Origin of the sequence: Dietzia kunjamensis (assembly GCF_045689975.1) — a bacterium.
GTDB classification, from domain to species: domain Bacteria; phylum Actinomycetota; class Actinomycetes; order Mycobacteriales; family Mycobacteriaceae; genus Dietzia; species Dietzia kunjamensis.
Genome location: NZ_CP143297.1, coordinates 1,388,393 through 1,405,271 on the forward strand (window position 1 = coordinate 1,388,393; position 16,879 = coordinate 1,405,271).

The window sequence follows — 16,879 nt, forward strand, 5'->3', positions numbered from 1 at the left end:
CGACGCCCGCCCTAGAGTGGCCGTGTGAGCACCACGAGTCAGACCGCAGAAGCCAACACCGCCCTCGGTTCGGGCGCCTCCTCCGGCGCCCCAGCGGGGGAGGGGCCCACCCGACTGCTGCTCCTGGACGGGCACTCACTCGCGTTCCGTGCGTTCTACGCGCTGCCGGCCGAGAACTTCTCCACGGCGTCCGGCCAGCACACGAACGCCGTGTACGGATTCCTGTCGATGGTCGCCAACCTGGTGACCGAGGAGGAGCCCACGCACCTGGCCGTGGCGTTCGACGTCTCCCGTGCGACGCTGCACCGCACGGCGGAGTACCCCGAGTACAAGTCCACCCGGTCGGCCGCGCCCGAGGAGTTCAAGGGGCAGGTCGAACTCATCCAGGAGGCGCTGGTGGCGTTGGGGGTGCGGACGCTGTCTCTGGAGGGCCACGAGGCCGACGACATCATCGCCACCCTCGCCACACACTCGGGCGGCGCCGAGACGCTGATCTGTACAGGGGACCGTGACGCTCTGCAGCTGGTGTCCGACGAGGTCACCGTCCTCTACCCGGTCAAGGGGGTCTCCGAACTCGCCCGATTCACACCCGCCGCGGTCGAGGCGAAGTACGGGGTGACGCCCGCCCAATACCCGGACGTGGCCGCTCTGCGCGGTGACACCTCCGACAACCTCCCGGGCGTGCCCAAGGTCGGCGACAAGACCGCAGCCAAGTGGATCACCCAGTACGGCACCCTCTCGGAGCTCATCGCGCACGCGGACGAGGTCAAGGGCAAGGTCGGTGAAAGCTTCCGTGAGCACCTGCCCCAGGTGCAGCTCAACCGGCGGATCACCGAGCTCACGCGTGACCTGGACCTCGGCGTCGAGATCAGGGACCTCGTCCGCGCGACCCCGGAGCGTGCCGACGTCAACGCACTGTTCGACCGGTTGGAATTCGGGCCCCAGGCGCGCGACCGCTTCCTCTCCGCCTTCCTGCCGGAGGGCGCCCCCCAGCCCGCCGCCGAGGTGGAGCTCGAGCAGGCCTCGGTGCTGCACGCGGGCGAGGTCTCCGACTGGCTCGCCGCCCACGCGCCGGCCGGGCAGCGGCACGGCCTCGTCGTCGTCGGACCCTCCCGGCCCGGGGCGGGCGACGCACAGACCATCACCATCGCCGCCGCCGGCGGGGCCTCCGGACACCTCGATCTCGCGGCCATCGGGCCGGACGACGAGCAGGCGCTGCGCGCCTGGCTGGCCGACGACGCGGTATCCAAGGCGGTCCACGACGCCAAGGCCGCCACGCACGCACTGACGGGGCGCGGGCTCCGGTTGGGCGGGGTGACCATGGACGTGGCCCTGGCCGCCTACCTGGTGCGACCCGGACAACGCAGCTACGGACTGGCGGAGCTGTTCCAACGCCATCTGCAGCGCGAACTGCCCGAGGCGGAGGTGGGGGACAAGCAACTGTCCCTGCTCGACGATGTCGATGACGCCGAGACTGAGCAGAAGAACGCCGACGCCGCCGCGACCCGCGCCCGCGCGGTGGTCGATCTCGCGGAGCGGCTGGACGTGGAGCTTGAGCAGGTGCACGGGGCGCGCCTGATGGCGGAGATGGAACTTCCGCTCGTGCCGGTGCTGGCGCGGATGGAGTCGCTCGGGATCGCGGTGGACGGCGGCGCCCTGGAGGGATTGCGGGACGACTTCGCCGACCGCGGGCGGCAGGCGGCCGACGCCGCCTACGCCGCGATCGGCGGCGAACAGATCAACCTCGGCTCGCCCAAGCAGTTGCAGGTCGTGCTGTTCGAGACCCTCGGCATGCCCAAGACCAAGAAGACCAAGACCGGGTACACCACCGACGCCAAGGCGCTGGAGGAACTGCTCACCAAGGAGACGGGCGACACCCCGGGACGGGCGTTCCTCGAGGCACTACTGCTGCACCGCGAGACCACCAAGATGCGGACCACGGTCGAGGGGCTCATCAAGACCATCGGTGACGACGGGCGTATCCACACCACGTTCAACCAGACCGTGGCCGCGACCGGCCGGCTGTCCTCGACGGACCCCAATCTGCAGAACATCCCCGTGCGCACCGAGGACGGTCGACGCATCCGCGAGTCGTTCGTCGTGGGTGAGGGTTACGACTGTCTTCTCACCGCCGACTACAGCCAGATCGAGATGCGGGTGATGGCACACCTGTCCGGCGACGCAGGGCTCATCGAGGCGTTCCGGACGGGGGAGGATCTCCACTCGTTCGTCGGCTCGCGCGCGTTCGGCGTGCCGATCGACGAGGTCACCCCGGAGCTCCGTCGCCGGGTCAAGGCCATGAGCTACGGGCTGGCCTACGGGCTCAGCGCGTTCGGCCTCGCCGCCCAGCTCGGGATCAGCCAGGGTGAGGCGAAAGAGCAGATGGAGGCCTACTTCTCTCGCTTCGGCGGCGTGCGCGACTACCTGCGCGCAGTGGTCGAACAGGCCCGCCGAGACGGCTACACGGAGACACTGTTCGGGCGGCGTCGCTACCTGCCCGAGCTCAACTCGGACAACCGGCTCAAGCGGGAGAACGCCGAACGTGCCGCGCTCAACGCACCCATCCAGGGCACGGCCGCCGACATCATCAAGGCGGCCATGCTCAAGGTCGACGCGGACCTCACCGAACGGGGGCTGAAGAGCCGCCTTCTACTCCAGGTCCACGACGAACTCGTGCTCGAGGTGGCGGAGGGCGAACTCGACGAGGTCCGGGGCCTGGTCGTGGACCGCATGTACTCGGCTATCGAGCTCGACGTCCCGCTGGACGTCTCGACCGGAACCGGTCCGGATTGGGACTCGGCGGCGCACTGAGCGTCCCGTTGCCCTGCCGGGCGGCAGCCGACCTGTACCCTAAGTTCATTTCAGATTCGGCTCCACGACGCCTGAAAGGGCACCCCATGACGATCACCTCCCGGCGCGGCCTGCGCGCCGCCATGGCCCTGACCGCCACCGCGGCCCTCGCGCTGACCGGTTGCACCACCAACACCGAGGGGCCGCAGGACTCCGGGGAGCCTCGTGACGAGGTGTCTCTCGAGACCGATGAGGAGATCGCCGCACTCGTCCCGGCCGAGATCCGTGACAAGGGCGTCATCGTGATCGGCACCAATCCGCCGTACGCGCCCAACGAGTTCAAGAACGAGAGTGGCGAGATCGTCGGCTTCGACATCGACGTGATGACCGCCGCCGCCCAGCTGATGGGGCTCCGCGCGGAGTTCCGCGAGTCCGATTTCGAGAAGATCATCCCGGCGATCGAGGGCGGCACCATGGACATGGGTGCCTCGTCGTTCACTGTCAACGACGAGCGGCTCCAGACCGTCGACTTCGTCACCTACTTCGAGGCCGGCATCCAGTGGGCCGCCGCCGCCGGCAACGACATCGACCCCGATGACGCCTGCGGCCTGAACGTCGCCGTCCAGCGGACCACGGTCTCCGACCAGGAGGACGTGCCCGCCCGCAGCGAGGCCTGCGTCGCGGCCGGGAAGCCCGCGATCGAGAAGGTCCAGTTCGACTCCCAGGACGAGGCCTCGACCGCCGTTGCGCTCGGCAAGGTCGACGCGATGTCCGCCGACTCGCCCATCTCCGCCTACGCGGTCAAGCAGTCCGAGGGCAAGATGCAGCTCGTCGGCGACGTGTTCGACTCCGCCCCCTACGGCTGGCCCGTCCGCAAGGACTCGGAACTCGCCGCCGCCCTCGAGGCTGCCGCCGACAAGCTCATCGAGACCGGCGAGTTCGAGACGATCGCCCAGAACTGGGGCCTCGAGGCCGGACTCATCGATGACGCCGAGATCCGGAAGGGCTGAGTGACCGGTAGGTGAGTACCGCGCAGAAGGGGGCGGACGCCCCCGCGGCGGAGGCCCCGGAACCGATCCGGGCGGTGCCTCTCCGGCACCCGTGGCGTTGGGTGTCGGCGACCGTCGTACTGGTCCTCGTGTTCCTGTTCATCTGGGGCGCGGCGACCAACCCGGCCTACGGGTGGGACACCTACGCCCGCTACCTGTTCGACACCAGGTTCGGCATGGCGGTGTTCTACACCATCGCGCTGACGCTGCTGTCGATGATCCTCGCCGTGGTCCTCGGCGTCATCCTCTCGGTGATGAGGATGAGCAGCAACCCCGTGCTGAAGGCAGTCGCCTGGGTGTACCTGTGGATCTTCCGCGGGACGCCGATCTACGTGCAGCTGCTGTTCTGGGGCCTGATCTTCACCCTGTACCGCCAGGTCCAGTTCGGGATCCCGTTCACCGACCTCCAGTTCGTCCGGTTCGACGACACGATGGTCCTGTACTCGGCGTTCTGGCTGGCCGTGGTGGGCCTGGCCATGAACGAGGCCGCGTACATGGCGGAGATCGTCCGCGCGGGCATCTCGTCGGTTCCCGAGGGGCAGGCCGAAGCCTCGACCGCACTGGGGATGACGTGGGGCCAGACGATGCGGCGGACCATCCTGCCGCAGGCGATGCGGGTCATCATCCCGCCGACGGGCAACGAGTTCATCTCGATGCTCAAGACCACCTCACTCGTCGTGGCGATCCCGTTCTCCGGTGAGCTCTACGGGCAGGCGCGCGACATCTCCGGTGTCAACTTCCAGCCCATCCCGCTGCTGTTGGTGGCCGCCACGTGGTACCTGGTCATCACCAGCGTGCTCATGGTGGGTCAGCACTACCTCGAGAAGCGCTTCTCCCGCGGCGCCACCCGGAGGCTCACCGGCCGGCAACTTCGCGCACTCGCCGATGCGGACGGGCTCACCCCGTCCGCCCTCGCAGCGGTCAAGGGCACCGATCAGTCGGGAGGGATGGCATGACGTCGATGGTCAGGGCCGAGCAGGTCTGCAAGAACTTCGGGTCGCTGCGCGTTCTCAAGGGGATCGACCTCGAGGTCGCCGCCGGTGAGGTGCTGTGCCTGGTGGGGCCCTCCGGATCGGGCAAGTCCACCTTCCTCCGGTGTATCAACCACCTGGAGCGGGTCGACGCCGGCAGGCTCTACGTCGACGATGAGCTGGTGGGCTACCGGGAGAAGGGTGACAAGCTCTACGAGATCTCCCCGAAGCAGGCCGCACGCCAGCGCCGGGACATCGGCATGGTGTTCCAGCACTTCAACCTGTTCCTCCACCGCACCGCCCTCGAGAACGTCATCGAGGCGCCGATGTTGGTGAAGGGCCAGTCGCGTGGGGAGGCCACCGAGCGGGCCCGCGACCTGCTCGCGAAGGTGGGTCTCGCCGCCAAGGCCGACACCTACCCGGCCCAGTTGTCCGGCGGGCAGCAGCAGCGCGTGGCGATCGCCCGAGCCCTGGCCATGGACCCCAAACTGATGCTGTTCGACGAGCCGACCTCGGCCCTCGACCCCGAGCTGGTCGGGGAGGTCCTCGGCGTGATGCGCGATCTCGCGGACGCGGGGATGACCATGGTCGTGGTCACCCACGAGATGGGGTTCGCCCGGGAGGTCGCCGACACGGTGGCGTTCATGGACGACGGTGTCGTGGTGGAGTCCGGCACACCCGCGGACGTGCTCAGGTCGCCGTCGCACCAACGGACCAAGGACTTCCTGTCCAAGATCCTGTGACGTCGGGGCGGGGCCGGCGCGGGCGGGTCAGGAGAGTGTGGCGACGAAGATCGCCGTGCCGGGGAAGATCCCGCCACGCAGCGGGCTCCACTGCCCCCACTCCCGGTCCAGCCACTCCGGCCACTCCGGCTCGATGAGGTCCTGCACCACGAACCCGGCGGCGACCAGTTCGCGGATCCGGTCGCCCACCGTCCTGTGGTGCTCGACATAGGTGAGCTGGCCATCCTCGTCGTACTCGGTGTACGGCGAGCGGTCGAAGTAGGGGAACACGGCCAGTAGACCGTCCGGGCCCGGATCGTCGCGGAAGATCCACCGCATGGGGTGGTTGACCGAGAAGACGAACCGGCCGCCCGGTCGCAGGACGCGCGCCGCCTCCGCCATCACGCCCGCGGAGTCCGCGACGAACGGGATGGCTCCGAACGCCGAGAACGCGACATCGAAGCTGCCGTCCGCGAACGGCAACCTGCCGGCGTCGGCCTGGACCAGGGGTACGTTCGCCGCCGGGCCCGTCGCCCGGCTCGCAGCCTCAGCCCCCACACGGAGCATCCCGGCCGAGAGGTCCACGGCCACCGCGCGGGCGCCCCGGCCGGCGATCCACCGGGAGCACGGCGCCGACCCCGACCCGATCTCGAGCACGTCGCGGCCCTCCACGTCACCGAGCAGGTGCCAGTCACCTTCGTGCAGGCCCTCGGGGCACCAGACGAACTCGCCGTCGGCGGAGTGGGCGCCGAGGAAGTCGCCGTGGTGATGGTGGTAATCCGCCGCCTCCGAGTCCCACCACATGCGTGAGGCTCGGACCGACTCTCCGTGTCCTGGGGGGTTTGTGGACGTCACGTGTGAAGCGTACAGTTGACGGTCGCGTGCGTACGCGCTCGCTTTCTTCCCGTCCGCTACGATTCCTATCCACTCCGGAGCACCCCACCATATGACCACCAACACCACGTCCCCGCAGGTAGCCGTCAACGACATCGGCTCCGCTGAGGACTTCCTCGCCGCCATCGACGCCACGATCAAGTACTTCAACGATGGTGACATCGTCGAGGGCACGATCGTCAAGGTCGATCGTGACGAGGTCCTGCTCGACATCGGCTACAAGACCGAGGGCGTCATCCCCTCGCGCGAGCTCTCCATCAAGCACGATGTCGACCCGGGTGAGGTCGTCGAGGTGGGCGATGAGGTCGAGGCCCTGGTCCTGACCAAGGAGGACAAGGACGGCCGCCTGATCCTGTCCAAGAAGCGCGCACAGTACGAGCGCGCCTGGGGCACGATCGAGGAGCTCAAGGAGAAGGACGAGGCCGTCAAGGGCACCGTCATCGAGGTCGTCAAGGGTGGCCTCATCCTCGACATCGGTCTCCGTGGGTTCCTCCCCGCCTCGCTGGTGGAGATGCGCCGCGTCCGTGACCTCCTGCCCTATGTGGGTCAGGAGCTCGAGGCCAAGATCATCGAGCTGGACAAGAACCGCAACAACGTGGTGCTCTCGCGCCGTGCATGGCTCGAGCAGACCCAGTCGGCCGTGCGCTCCGAGTTCCTGCACCAGCTGCAGAAGGGCCAGGTCCGCAAGGGCGTCGTGTCCTCGATCGTCAACTTCGGTGCCTTCGTGGACCTCGGCGGGGTCGACGGTCTCGTCCACGTCTCCGAGCTGTCCTGGAAGCACATCGATCACCCGTCCGAGGTCGTCGAGGTGGGCCAGGAGGTCACCGTCGAGGTCCTCGACGTCGACCTGGACCGCGAGCGCGTCTCGCTGTCGCTCAAGGCCACGCAGGAGGATCCGTGGCGGCACTTCGCCCGGACCCACGCGATCGGTCAGATCGTCCCGGGCAAGGTCACCAAGCTCGTGCCGTTCGGCGCCTTCGTGCGTGTCGACGAGGGCATCGAGGGCCTGGTCCACATCTCGGAGCTGGCCGAGCGCCACGTCGAGGTCCCGGACCAGGTCGTCACGGTCAACGACGACGCCATGGTCAAGGTCATCGACATCGACCTCGACCGTCGTCGTATCTCGCTCTCGCTCAAGCAGGCGGACGAGGACTATGCCGAGGAGTTCGACCCGTCGAAGTACGGCATGGCCGACAGCTACGACGAGGCCGGAAACTACATCTTCCCCGAGGGCTTCGATCCCGAGACCAACGAGTGGCTCGAGGGCTTCGAGAAGCAGCGCGAGGAGTGGGAGAACCGCTACGCGGAGGCCGAGCGTCGCCACAAGATGCACACGGCCCAGATCGAGAAGGGTCGGGCCGCTGCTGCGGAGGCCGCCGAGGCCGCCCCGACCAACTACTCGTCGGAGTCCACCCCGTCGTCGCGTCCGGCTGCGGCGGAGGCCGCTCCGGCCGAGTCCACCGGCGGTTCGCTGGCCTCGGACGAGCAGCTGGCCGCCCTGCGCGCGAAGCTCGCCGGAGGCGAGTGATCGCACAGTAGGCACCTGAGAGCGGCCCCGCACCGGTATCCGGTGCGGGGCCGCTCCGTCTATCCCCGGTGCGCTCCGGTGGCGGTGTCCGGTCTGTGACGTGCGCAGTGCGGAAGTGCCGCCTTGCGCGCCGGACGGGTGAGCACCCTTGGCGATGCGAGCTCCCGGGTTTGGCTGGTGACGCGTCATACCGGGGGGCGAGGAGGCCGCCCGCACCGACCGTCCCGCTCCCGGGGTCATCGCGGTGGATGTCGGAGCGGGTGAGATCGGGGCGGTGACCACCCTGCCTCGCATCCCCGAGGACTCACGGGCGTCGGCGGGGGTGTGCCCGACACGCGGGAGTGGCGCGCAGCGATCGGTCAACGACCGGGCGGTTCGACGATCGGCTCGGCGACGGCGGGCTCGACCTCCGCGATCTCCTCGAGGCGCTCCTCGTCGATCACACCGCGGTCGTCGATGGCTCCGGACTCCGCCGCGGTACTGACCGTGACACGGGACTCCACGGTGGTCCGGGGGTCCGCGTCCGGAGCGGCGAAGTCGAACTCGTCGAGGTCGGTGCGAAGTAGGAAGACGTTGTACGCGTCCCAGGTGGAGAGCGTGTAGTACAGGTACCGGCTGTCGTTGTCCGTGGTGAAGGGATGGATCATCGGGGCGTAGCCGTTCGGGAACATGCTTCGATCGACGATGGTCTGGGGCTCGGACCACGGTCCCCAGGGGCTCTCCGACACCCGCATGGAGACGACGCCCGTCGGCGAGGGCGTCACGGCTATGTACTTGTCCAGGTGCTCGTTGTACTGCACCGAGAGTTCCTCGACGCGTGCCGGGATGACGTCGTACCCGGTCGGCTCGTCGGTCCAGCCCGCGCCCGGACCCGCGTACCACTCGTACGCGGCGGGGTCCTCGATCTGCCCGATCGGAACCCGAGTGAGCATCGCAGGACCCTGACGACCGGACGGGGTCACGTACTCATAGAGATGACCAGCGTCGAGGAGGAACGCACTCATCTGCGCCCCGTACCAGCGGTCTCCGTCCACCGGCGGCAGGGTCTCGCTGTCCGGAGCGGGTTCGAACTGAACTGTCGGGTTCCATCCGGTGAAATCCGTGACGCGCCGCATCGTCTCGGTGAGCACCGTCCACGATTCGCCGTCGTCCGTGGACTTCACCAGTGCGGAGTAGTTGGTGTTCCAGCCGCCAGGCGCGTTCCAGTCCCGCACGGACATGACCCGCATGTACATGTCATCACCGGTGCTGATCGCGGCGGTCGGGATTACGGTGACCTCGCCGGCCCCGTTGGACTGGTGCGCACCCTGAACGAGTGCCGTGGCCTTCCCTTGTGGATCGGAGGGGACCGCCCTGAGGACATCCATCCCGTTCTCGGGGCTCCCGCCGGCGGTGGCGAGCATGACGTTGGAGCGCCACTGGTTGTCTGTGGGAGTGCAGTCTCCGAAGGTGTCGCCGAACAGGGCCATGGTCTCGCCATCGTGGGTGAAGGTGATCCCGAGGTCTGTGCCGTGGATGTCGTACAGCTCGTCGGTCTTCGCGGGGCTGGTCGGCCCGGTAACCAGCTGGCGTACGGACGTGGCGCCCTTGAGGACCGGGATGGTGCCGTCGGCCCCGGTGACCCATCGTGGGAATCGGCGAACCGAGGATGCGGTGGCGTCGAGCACCGAGTTGGTCGCGTTCGCGAGCGATCCGGTGACGGGGAAGGGGCCGAGGGAACCCGGGGGGATGTTCCCGAAGAAGCTGTTGCACGGACCGCTCTCGCCGAGCAGTGAGCCTGCCGAGCCCGAGGACCCGGTCGATCCGGTCGACCCGGAGGAACCGGTGGAACTGGTGGAACCCGTGGAGTCTGCGGACTGGGCGGCTGCGTGGGCGGGAGCCACCGTGATCGCCAGTGCTACAACGAGAGGCAACGCAGAGAGCAGACGTGGCACAGAGTTAATCCGGTTCACACGTGAGACCTTACCTACGTCGCTCGGACCGGCACGCCTTTCGGTCACCTAGACTCCACGTCATGCTGATGGTGGGTCTGACCGGTGGGATCGGTGCCGGCAAGTCGACGGTGACGGCGGTGCTCGCGGAGGCGGGGGCGGTGATCGTGGACGCGGACCTCATCGCCCGCGAGGTCGTCGAACCGGGTTCCCCCGGGTTGGCGATGCTCGTCGCCGAATTCGGCGAGGACATCCTGGGGCCGGACGGTGCACTCGACCGCGCCGCCCTCGCCGCCCGCGCCTTCGTCGACGCGGAGCGGACCGCGGCCCTCAACGCCATCACCCATCCGCTGATCGGGGAGCGGACCGCCGAGCTGTTCGGCTCGGCGCCGGAGGACGCGATCGTCGTGCACGACATGCCGCTCCTCGTGGAGGGCGGGATGACACCCGGCTACCACCTGGTGATCGTCGTCGACACCCCGGCGGAGATCCGGTTGCAGCGGTTGGTGGAGTTCCGGGGGATGCCGGAGGACGATGCCCGCGCCCGCATGTCGAGGCAGGCCACCGATGAGGCCCGCCGGGCCGCCGCGGACGTGGTGATCGACAACTCCGGGGACCGACAGACTGCCGTGGACCTCGCCAACGCCCTGGTCGATATCCGTCTCCGCCCGTTCGAGCACAACCTGCGCACCGCGACCCCGGTGGTGGGCGACCGCACCGTCGTCCCGTTCCGGCCCGAGTGGGCCGGGGAGGCGGAGCGGGCGTGCGCGCGCCTACGCCACGTGGTGGGGAAGATCGCCACCCGGATCGACCACGTCGGTCCGACCGCGGTCGAGGGTCTGGACGCGCCCGACGTCATCGATCTGCAGGTGACGGTGCGGGACGCGGCAGCGGTCGAGGTCGCCCTGCGCACGCTCACCGAGGCGGGATACGTGCGTGATCGGTCGAGCGAACGGCCGTTGCTGCACTGGTGCGACCCCGCCAGGCCGCTGGAGGTGTCGATTTTGGCAGAGGACGACCCCGAGCACGAGTTCTCGCTACTCATGGCCGAGGTGATCGGCGCGGACCCCGGCGCACGGGCCGAGTACGCGGAGATCCTGCGTCGCGCGGACCGCGAGGAGACGCGTCAGTGGGAGCGCACCCTGAGCGAGGCCGTGCTGCGGGGGCGGTAGCGCCGGCCGGGGGCGGGTCCGCAGCCCCGCCCCCGGCCGGGTCTCACTCGGTCGGGACCACCCCGTCGACCAGCTCGGAGACCGGCACCTGCCGCACGACCTCGGTCGGCGCCGGCTGAGAGCTGGCCCGGCGCAGGTTCGGGTCGGGGAACACCTCCGATAGCCGGGTGCGCACGAGGAAGACGTTGTAGGCGTTCCAGGTGGTGACGAGGTAGTAGAGGTCCTCGCCCTGCGCCCACGGGTGCATGAACGCCCCGTAGACACCGGGCAGCACCGAGTAGTCCACCAGCGTGGTGGCGGAACTCCACGGCCCCTCGGGGCGGTCGGCGGTGCGGAGGACCACCGAGTCGTACCCCTGTGAGTACATCGCCGTGTACTTCCCGAGGTACTCGTTGTACATGGTCGATATCTCGCTCGCCGGGGCGGGCAGGACCCGCTCGGCGGCGCCGACATCGGACACCCATGCCGAGCCGTTCCAGTATTCGTACGCCTCGGGGTCGAGGACGCCCGCGGCGGGCGGGGTGGCGGATCCGTCGAGCTCGTCCGCGGTCGGGGAACCGGCGAGCGGAACGCGTGCGACGACCGCCCCGCCCTGTCGCCCGGAGGGGGTGAGGTACTCGTACAGGTGCGTGTCCGTCTTGAGGAACGAGCTCATCTGGGAGCCGCGCCACGCAGGATCCACGGCCGGGGCTCCGGCGCCGAGGGGGACCGTGTCGGTGATGGGGCGGGCTAGTGAGGGGACGACGGCCCAGTTCTCGCCGTTGTCCGTCGAGTACGCCATCCCCGAGTAGTTGGTGGTCCACGATCCGGGTTGGCCCCAGTGGGCCACGGACATGAACCGCAGGTACTGGACACCGTCGACGGAGATGCCCGAGGTCGGGATGATCGTGACCTCACCGGGCAGCCCGGATCGCGGGACCAGCGACTTGGCGAGACCGTCGGTCCCCATGGCGGCGGAATCGATGGTGATTCCGTCGGTCAGATCGGTGTCGGCGGAGCGGAACAGGACGTTGGAACGCCACTGGTTGCCGGGCACCGTGCAGTCGCCCATGGTGTCGCCGAACGCCATCAGGACCTGTGGGTCGGCGGGATCACCGTTGTCCCACATGATGCCCAGGTCCGTTCCGGCCACTCCGAACCGGTTGATGGAATCGCCGGGACTCGTGGGCCCGGTGACGAGCTGCTCGAACCGGGTGGGTCCACGCAGGACGGGGACCGTGCCCTCCTCTCCGGTGATCCACGGTGGCATCCCGTAGACCGAACCGATCATCGGATCGAGCGAGCCGGACAGTCCGTTGCCCAGGGAGCCGGTCTCCAACTGCTGGACCAGCGATCCCGAACGGTCGGCGGAGCCCAGCGCGCGGGAGGCGGAGCCCAGCGACCCGGAGTCACCGGAGGACCCGAGCGAACCGAGGGAACCGGTGCCCATACCGGCCCCGGTCCGGTTCTCCAGCAGGGAACCGAAGTTGCCGAACATCTCGCTGCACGGGCCGGCCGCGGCGGTTCCGGCTCCGACCGTGCCGAGGGTCACGACCGACGCGGCGGCCGTGATCGACGCGACGACGACCGAGCTCAGGCGGCGGGGGAGATGTCGGGTCATGTCACGCCTCCGGGATGGACCGACGCTCGACCAGGACGGTCTCGCCGGTGTCCGCCGGGTCCGGGGTGTTGCGGGTCCAGCTGTCGTCGGTCGTCCGCATCCGCGCTCGGGCGTCGGGAAGGGTCCGCGGCGGGATCTGGGTGAGGTCGGTCCTCATGAGGAAGACGTTGTAGGCGTCCCAGGTGGACATGGTGAAATACAGGTCCTCGCCGCGAGTCTCCACGGCGGGGCTCCACGGGTGGACGAAGGCGCCGTAGAGGGTCGGGACGTGCTGGTACGAGAGCAGGATGTCCTCACCCGACCACGGGCCCCAGGGGGTGGCGGACTGGGCCATGACGATGTTGTTGGCGCGGTTGTTGTACAACGCGATGAAGCGACCCAGGTGCTCACTCCAGGACACCGACAACTCGCTCACGGCCGAGTTGACCGTCGGAGCGCCGAGCACCGGCACGGCGTCGCGGTGATCGACGACCCAGTCGCCGCCGTCCCAGAAGCGGTAGGCCGCCATCTCCTCGATCCGGTTCTCGGGGACCCGCGCGAGCCGTGCGGACCCGCTACGACCCGACGGTGTGAGGTACTCGTAGACGAACCCGTCGTGCTTGAGGAACGCGCTCATCTGCCCGGCGGTGTGGGTGGTGGACTCCGGGCCCAGGTCGACCGGGAGGGGCATCGGTGCGGTACCCCGCCGGGCGGTATCGCGTACGGGGACCCAGTTCTCGCCGTTGTCCGTCGACCGGGCGAGAGCGGAGTAGTTGGTGGTCCACTCGCCGGGCGAGCCCCACCGTTCGACGGACATGTACCGCAGGTACTGGGTGCCGCCCACCTCGACGCCGGCGGTGGGGATCACCGTGGTCTCGTCGGGGTGGCCGGTGCGGGGGAGGATCGACTTCGCCATCCCGGGCCGCTCCATCGGCGCGTCGGTGATGCGCATCCCGTCGGCCAGCGTGCGGTCGCCGGATCGGAAGAGGATGTTGCTGCGCCACTGGTCACCGGGCGCGTCACAGTCGCCCATCGTGTCCCCGAGGGCCATCATCATCTGCGGATCCGAGGCGTCGCCGTTGTCCCAGAGGATTCCCAGGTCGGTGCCGGAGATGCCGAATCTGTCGACCGTGTCGTTGGGGCTGGTGGGTCCCGTCAGCAACTCGACCGTGGTGGTCCGGCCCCGGAGGACCGGGATGTACCCGTTCCCGCCGTCGGCCCACGGGGTGGCAGGGGCGGACGCGGGCGCCCCCAGCGAGCCGGAGAGGGAGCCCGACCCTCCCGCGGTGCCGCCGGCCGGGGGCCACGGGTCACACGGTGCGCCCGTGGCGACCGGCGCGAGGAGGGTGAGGGCCCCCGCCGCGAGTGAGGCGGCGGTGACCGCCGTGATCGGCCGACGTACGCCGTGGGGGCGGGCGGTACGACGACGAAGTGGGCTGAGGGCCACGGGGTTCTCCAGACGACATGACAGGGACGGTGAGGGGTTGCTCACAGCTACGGTAGTCGGCACCCCTGACATCCGCTGCGGCGACACCGTTGGGCGGGGGTGAACGGCTGCTCGTACGCTGGTGGTATGGCTTTCGCGACAGAGATCCCCGACGACGGGGTCCCCGCCGACCCGACAGTGCTCTCGTACTCGGAGTTCCGACCGATCGGCGATGTCGAACGAAGTGCGACCCGCTTCGAGGTCGTCAGTGAGTTCACCCCGTCGGGCGACCAGCCCACGGCGATCGCGGAACTGACCGAACGCCTCGCACGCGGGGAGCGCGACGTCGTACTGCTCGGTGCGACCGGCACCGGCAAGTCGGCGACCACCGCCTGGCTCATCGAGAAGGTGCAGCGGCCGACCCTGGTGATGGCGCCCAACAAGACGCTCGCCGCGCAGCTGGCCAACGAGTTGCGCGAGATGCTGCCCAACAACGCGGTCGAGTACTTCGTCTCCTACTACGACTACTACCAACCGGAGGCGTACATCGCCCAGACGGACACCTTCATCGAGAAGGACTCGTCCATCAACGACGACGTGGAGAGGCTCCGGCACTCCGCGACGTCGTCCCTGTTGTCCAGGCGCGACGTCGTCGTCGTCAGTTCGGTCTCGTGCATCTACGGTCTCGGCACACCCCAGTCCTACCTCGACAGGTCGGTGGCGCTGGCCGTCGGGCAGGAGGTCGACCGCGACCAGTTGCTCCGGCTGCTCGTGGATGTCCAGTACGAGCGCAACGACGTGTCCATGACCCGGGGCACGTTCCGGGCGAAGGGCGACACCGTCGACATCATCCCCACCTACGAGGAACTCGCCGTTCGCATCGAGTTCTTCGGGGACGAGATCGACGCGCTGTACTACATCCACCCGCTGACCGGTGACGTCGTGCGCAGGGTCGACGAGGTGCGGATCTTCCCGGCCACCCACTACGTCGCCGGTCCCGAGAGGATGGCCAAGGCGATCGCCTCCATCGAGGCCGAGCTGGAGGAGCGCCTGGCGGAGCTGGAGAACCAGGGCAAACTGCTCGAGGCGCAGCGGCTGCGCATGAGGACGTCCTACGACATCGAGATGATGCAGCAGGTGGGCTTCTGCTCCGGTATCGAGAACTACTCGCGGCACATCGACGGTCGGCCGGCGGGCAGTTCGCCGGCCACGCTCATCGACTACTTCCCCGAGGACTTCCTCACGGTGATCGACGAGTCCCACGTGACCGTGCCGCAGATCGGCGCCATGTACGAGGGCGACGCCTCCCGCAAACGCAATCTCGTCGACTTCGGGTTCCGCCTGCCGTCCGCCCTGGACAACCGTCCCCTGACCTGGGAGGAGTTCTCCGGCCGGGTGGGTCAGACCGTCTACCTCTCCGCCACGCCCGGCCCCTACGAGATGGGGCGCGCCGGTGGGGAGTTCGTCGAACAGGTCATCCGGCCGACCGGGCTCGTCGACCCGAAGATCGTGGTCAAGCCCACCAAGGGGCAGATCGACGACCTGATCGGGGAGATCCGTCAGCGCGCCGAACGCGACGAGCGGGTGTTGGTGACCACGCTGACCAAGAAGATGTCGGAGGACCTCACGGACTACCTGCTCGAGTTGGGGATACGGGTTCGGTACCTCCACTCGGAGATCGACACTCTCCAGCGGGTGGAACTACTCCGGGATCTGCGGCGCGGGGAGTACGACGTCCTGGTCGGCATCAACCTGCTCCGGGAGGGACTGGACCTGCCGGAGGTCTCGCTCGTGGCGATCCTGGACGCCGACAAGCAGGGTTTCCTCCGCTCGGCCACCTCGCTCATCCAGACAATCGGCCGTGCGGCCCGCAACGTCTCCGGTGAGGTCCACATGTACGCGGACTCGGTCACCGAGGCCATGCGGCAGGCCATCGACGAGACCGATCGCAGGCGTGAGAAGCAGGTCGCGTACAACACCGAGCACGGCATCGACCCGCAGCCGCTCCGCAGGAAGATCGCCGACATCCTCGACCGGGTCGGAGAGGAACGCGGGGACGACGCGGAACCCCAGGACCGACCGGAGCTCGTGGGCGCCCGGGCTGCCGACGGGTCGGCGCGACCCCGCAAGGAGCTGGAGAAGCTCATCGAGGAGATGACCGAGCAGATGATGTCCGCGGCCACCGACCTGAGATTCGAGCTCGCGGGGAGGCTCCGGGACGAGATCGCCGAACTGCGCAAGGAACTCAAGGGGATGCGTGAGGCCGGGGTCGACTGACCCGGGCCGCTTTCTCCCGCGTTTACCCCGCCCGTCGGCGGCGTCCTCGGACTACTCTGGGTGAAACGTGTTCCCGAGGAGAGGAAGCAAATGAGCGCCTACACCAGAGTGGTGGTGGGAACCGACGGTTCCGAGTCGTCCTACCGTGCCGTCGATCGCGCCGCGCAGCTGGCCGCCGACGCCTCGGCGGACCTGGTGATCGCCTGCGCCTACGTGCCCGCCGATCCGCGTTCGGTCAGCCAGGCCGCGGATCAGCTCGGTGACGACGCCTACCAGATCCGCGGGGACAATCCTGCCGAGGACATCGTCCGCGGCGCCAGGGACCGGGCCCAGAAGGCCGGAGCGACCAAGATCGAGGCGCGCACCGTGAAGGGGGCGCCCGTCGAATCGCTCATCAAGTTGGCCGACGACGTGGGGGCCGACCTCCTCGTGGTGGGCAACAAGGGACTCAACTCCCTGACGGGTCGGCTGCTCGGGTCCGTGCCCGCCGACGCCGCTCGGCGCGCGACCTGCGACGTGCTCATCGTCCACACCACCTAG

At 68.8% G+C, this 16,879-nt stretch carries 12 protein-coding genes; 8 read left to right on the forward strand and 4 right to left on the reverse strand.

What is annotated here, in order from left to right:
- The first annotated feature begins 24 nt into the window (after positions 1-24).
- The 4 genes from polA (at position 25) to VZF99_RS06500 (ending at position 5,553) form a co-directional block, all read left to right on the forward strand.
- Positions 25-2,811: a DNA polymerase I gene (gene polA, locus VZF99_RS06485; RefSeq protein WP_182645984.1), complete on the forward strand. Its 2,787-nt coding sequence runs from the start codon at positions 25-27 to the stop codon at positions 2,809-2,811.
- A gap of 86 nt (positions 2,812-2,897) precedes the next feature.
- Entirely contained in the window at positions 2,898-3,800 is a 903-nt protein-coding gene (locus VZF99_RS06490; protein WP_407335929.1) for an ABC transporter substrate-binding protein, read from the forward strand.
- A gap of 11 nt (positions 3,801-3,811) precedes the next feature.
- Positions 3,812-4,795, forward strand: coding sequence for an amino acid ABC transporter permease (locus VZF99_RS06495; RefSeq protein ID WP_132063218.1), 984 nt, complete (start codon positions 3,812-3,814; stop codon positions 4,793-4,795).
- On the forward strand, positions 4,792-5,553 hold the full coding sequence (locus VZF99_RS06500; protein WP_407335930.1) for an amino acid ABC transporter ATP-binding protein: 762 nt from the start codon (positions 4,792-4,794) through the stop codon (positions 5,551-5,553). Before VZF99_RS06495 ends, VZF99_RS06500 begins: the two co-directional genes overlap by 4 nt.
- A gap of 27 nt (positions 5,554-5,580) precedes the next feature.
- Here VZF99_RS06500 and VZF99_RS06505 read toward each other — a convergent pair whose 3' ends face one another.
- Positions 5,581-6,336, reverse strand: a complete 756-nt coding sequence (locus VZF99_RS06505; RefSeq protein ID WP_241729349.1) for a class I SAM-dependent methyltransferase — start codon at positions 6,334-6,336, stop codon at positions 5,581-5,583.
- Positions 6,337-6,478: 142 nt separating this feature from the next.
- Here VZF99_RS06505 and rpsA point away from each other — a divergent pair, with 142 nt between their 5' ends.
- Positions 6,479-7,954 (forward strand): 30S ribosomal protein S1, encoded by a 1,476-nt coding sequence (gene rpsA / locus VZF99_RS06510; protein WP_067714021.1) that lies wholly within the window; start codon positions 6,479-6,481, stop codon positions 7,952-7,954.
- 359 nt (positions 7,955-8,313) lie between these two features.
- Here rpsA and VZF99_RS06515 read toward each other — a convergent pair whose 3' ends face one another.
- On the reverse strand, positions 8,314-9,867 hold the full coding sequence (locus VZF99_RS06515; protein ID WP_407335931.1) for a DUF4185 domain-containing protein: 1,554 nt from the start codon (positions 9,865-9,867) through the stop codon (positions 8,314-8,316).
- Between the two features lie 101 nt (positions 9,868-9,968).
- On the opposite strand from VZF99_RS06515, the gene coaE reads away from it, so the two are divergent.
- Positions 9,969-11,057: a dephospho-CoA kinase gene (coaE, locus tag VZF99_RS06520; protein ID WP_407335932.1), complete on the forward strand. Its 1,089-nt coding sequence runs from the start codon at positions 9,969-9,971 to the stop codon at positions 11,055-11,057.
- A 43-nt stretch (positions 11,058-11,100) separates the two neighbouring features.
- On the opposite strand, the gene VZF99_RS06525 is transcribed toward coaE, so the two are convergent.
- Both VZF99_RS06525 and VZF99_RS06530 read right to left on the reverse strand, forming a co-directional pair.
- Positions 11,101-12,657 carry a DUF4185 domain-containing protein gene (locus tag VZF99_RS06525; protein WP_407335933.1) on the reverse strand — a complete coding sequence of 519 codons (1,557 nt, stop codon included), beginning with the start codon at positions 12,655-12,657 and terminating at the stop codon, positions 11,101-11,103.
- Between the two features lies 1 nt (position 12,658).
- Positions 12,659-14,026: a DUF4185 domain-containing protein gene (locus VZF99_RS06530; RefSeq protein WP_407336089.1), complete on the reverse strand. Its 1,368-nt coding sequence runs from the start codon at positions 14,024-14,026 to the stop codon at positions 12,659-12,661.
- A 183-nt stretch (positions 14,027-14,209) separates the two neighbouring features.
- On the opposite strand from VZF99_RS06530, the gene uvrB reads away from it, so the two are divergent.
- Both uvrB and VZF99_RS06540 read left to right on the forward strand, forming a co-directional pair.
- Positions 14,210-16,339: an excinuclease ABC subunit UvrB gene (gene uvrB, locus VZF99_RS06535; protein WP_206474136.1), complete on the forward strand. Its 2,130-nt coding sequence runs from the start codon at positions 14,210-14,212 to the stop codon at positions 16,337-16,339.
- Positions 16,340-16,429: 90 nt separating this feature from the next.
- Positions 16,430-16,879, forward strand: coding sequence for a universal stress protein (locus VZF99_RS06540; protein WP_069390259.1), 450 nt, complete (start codon positions 16,430-16,432; stop codon positions 16,877-16,879).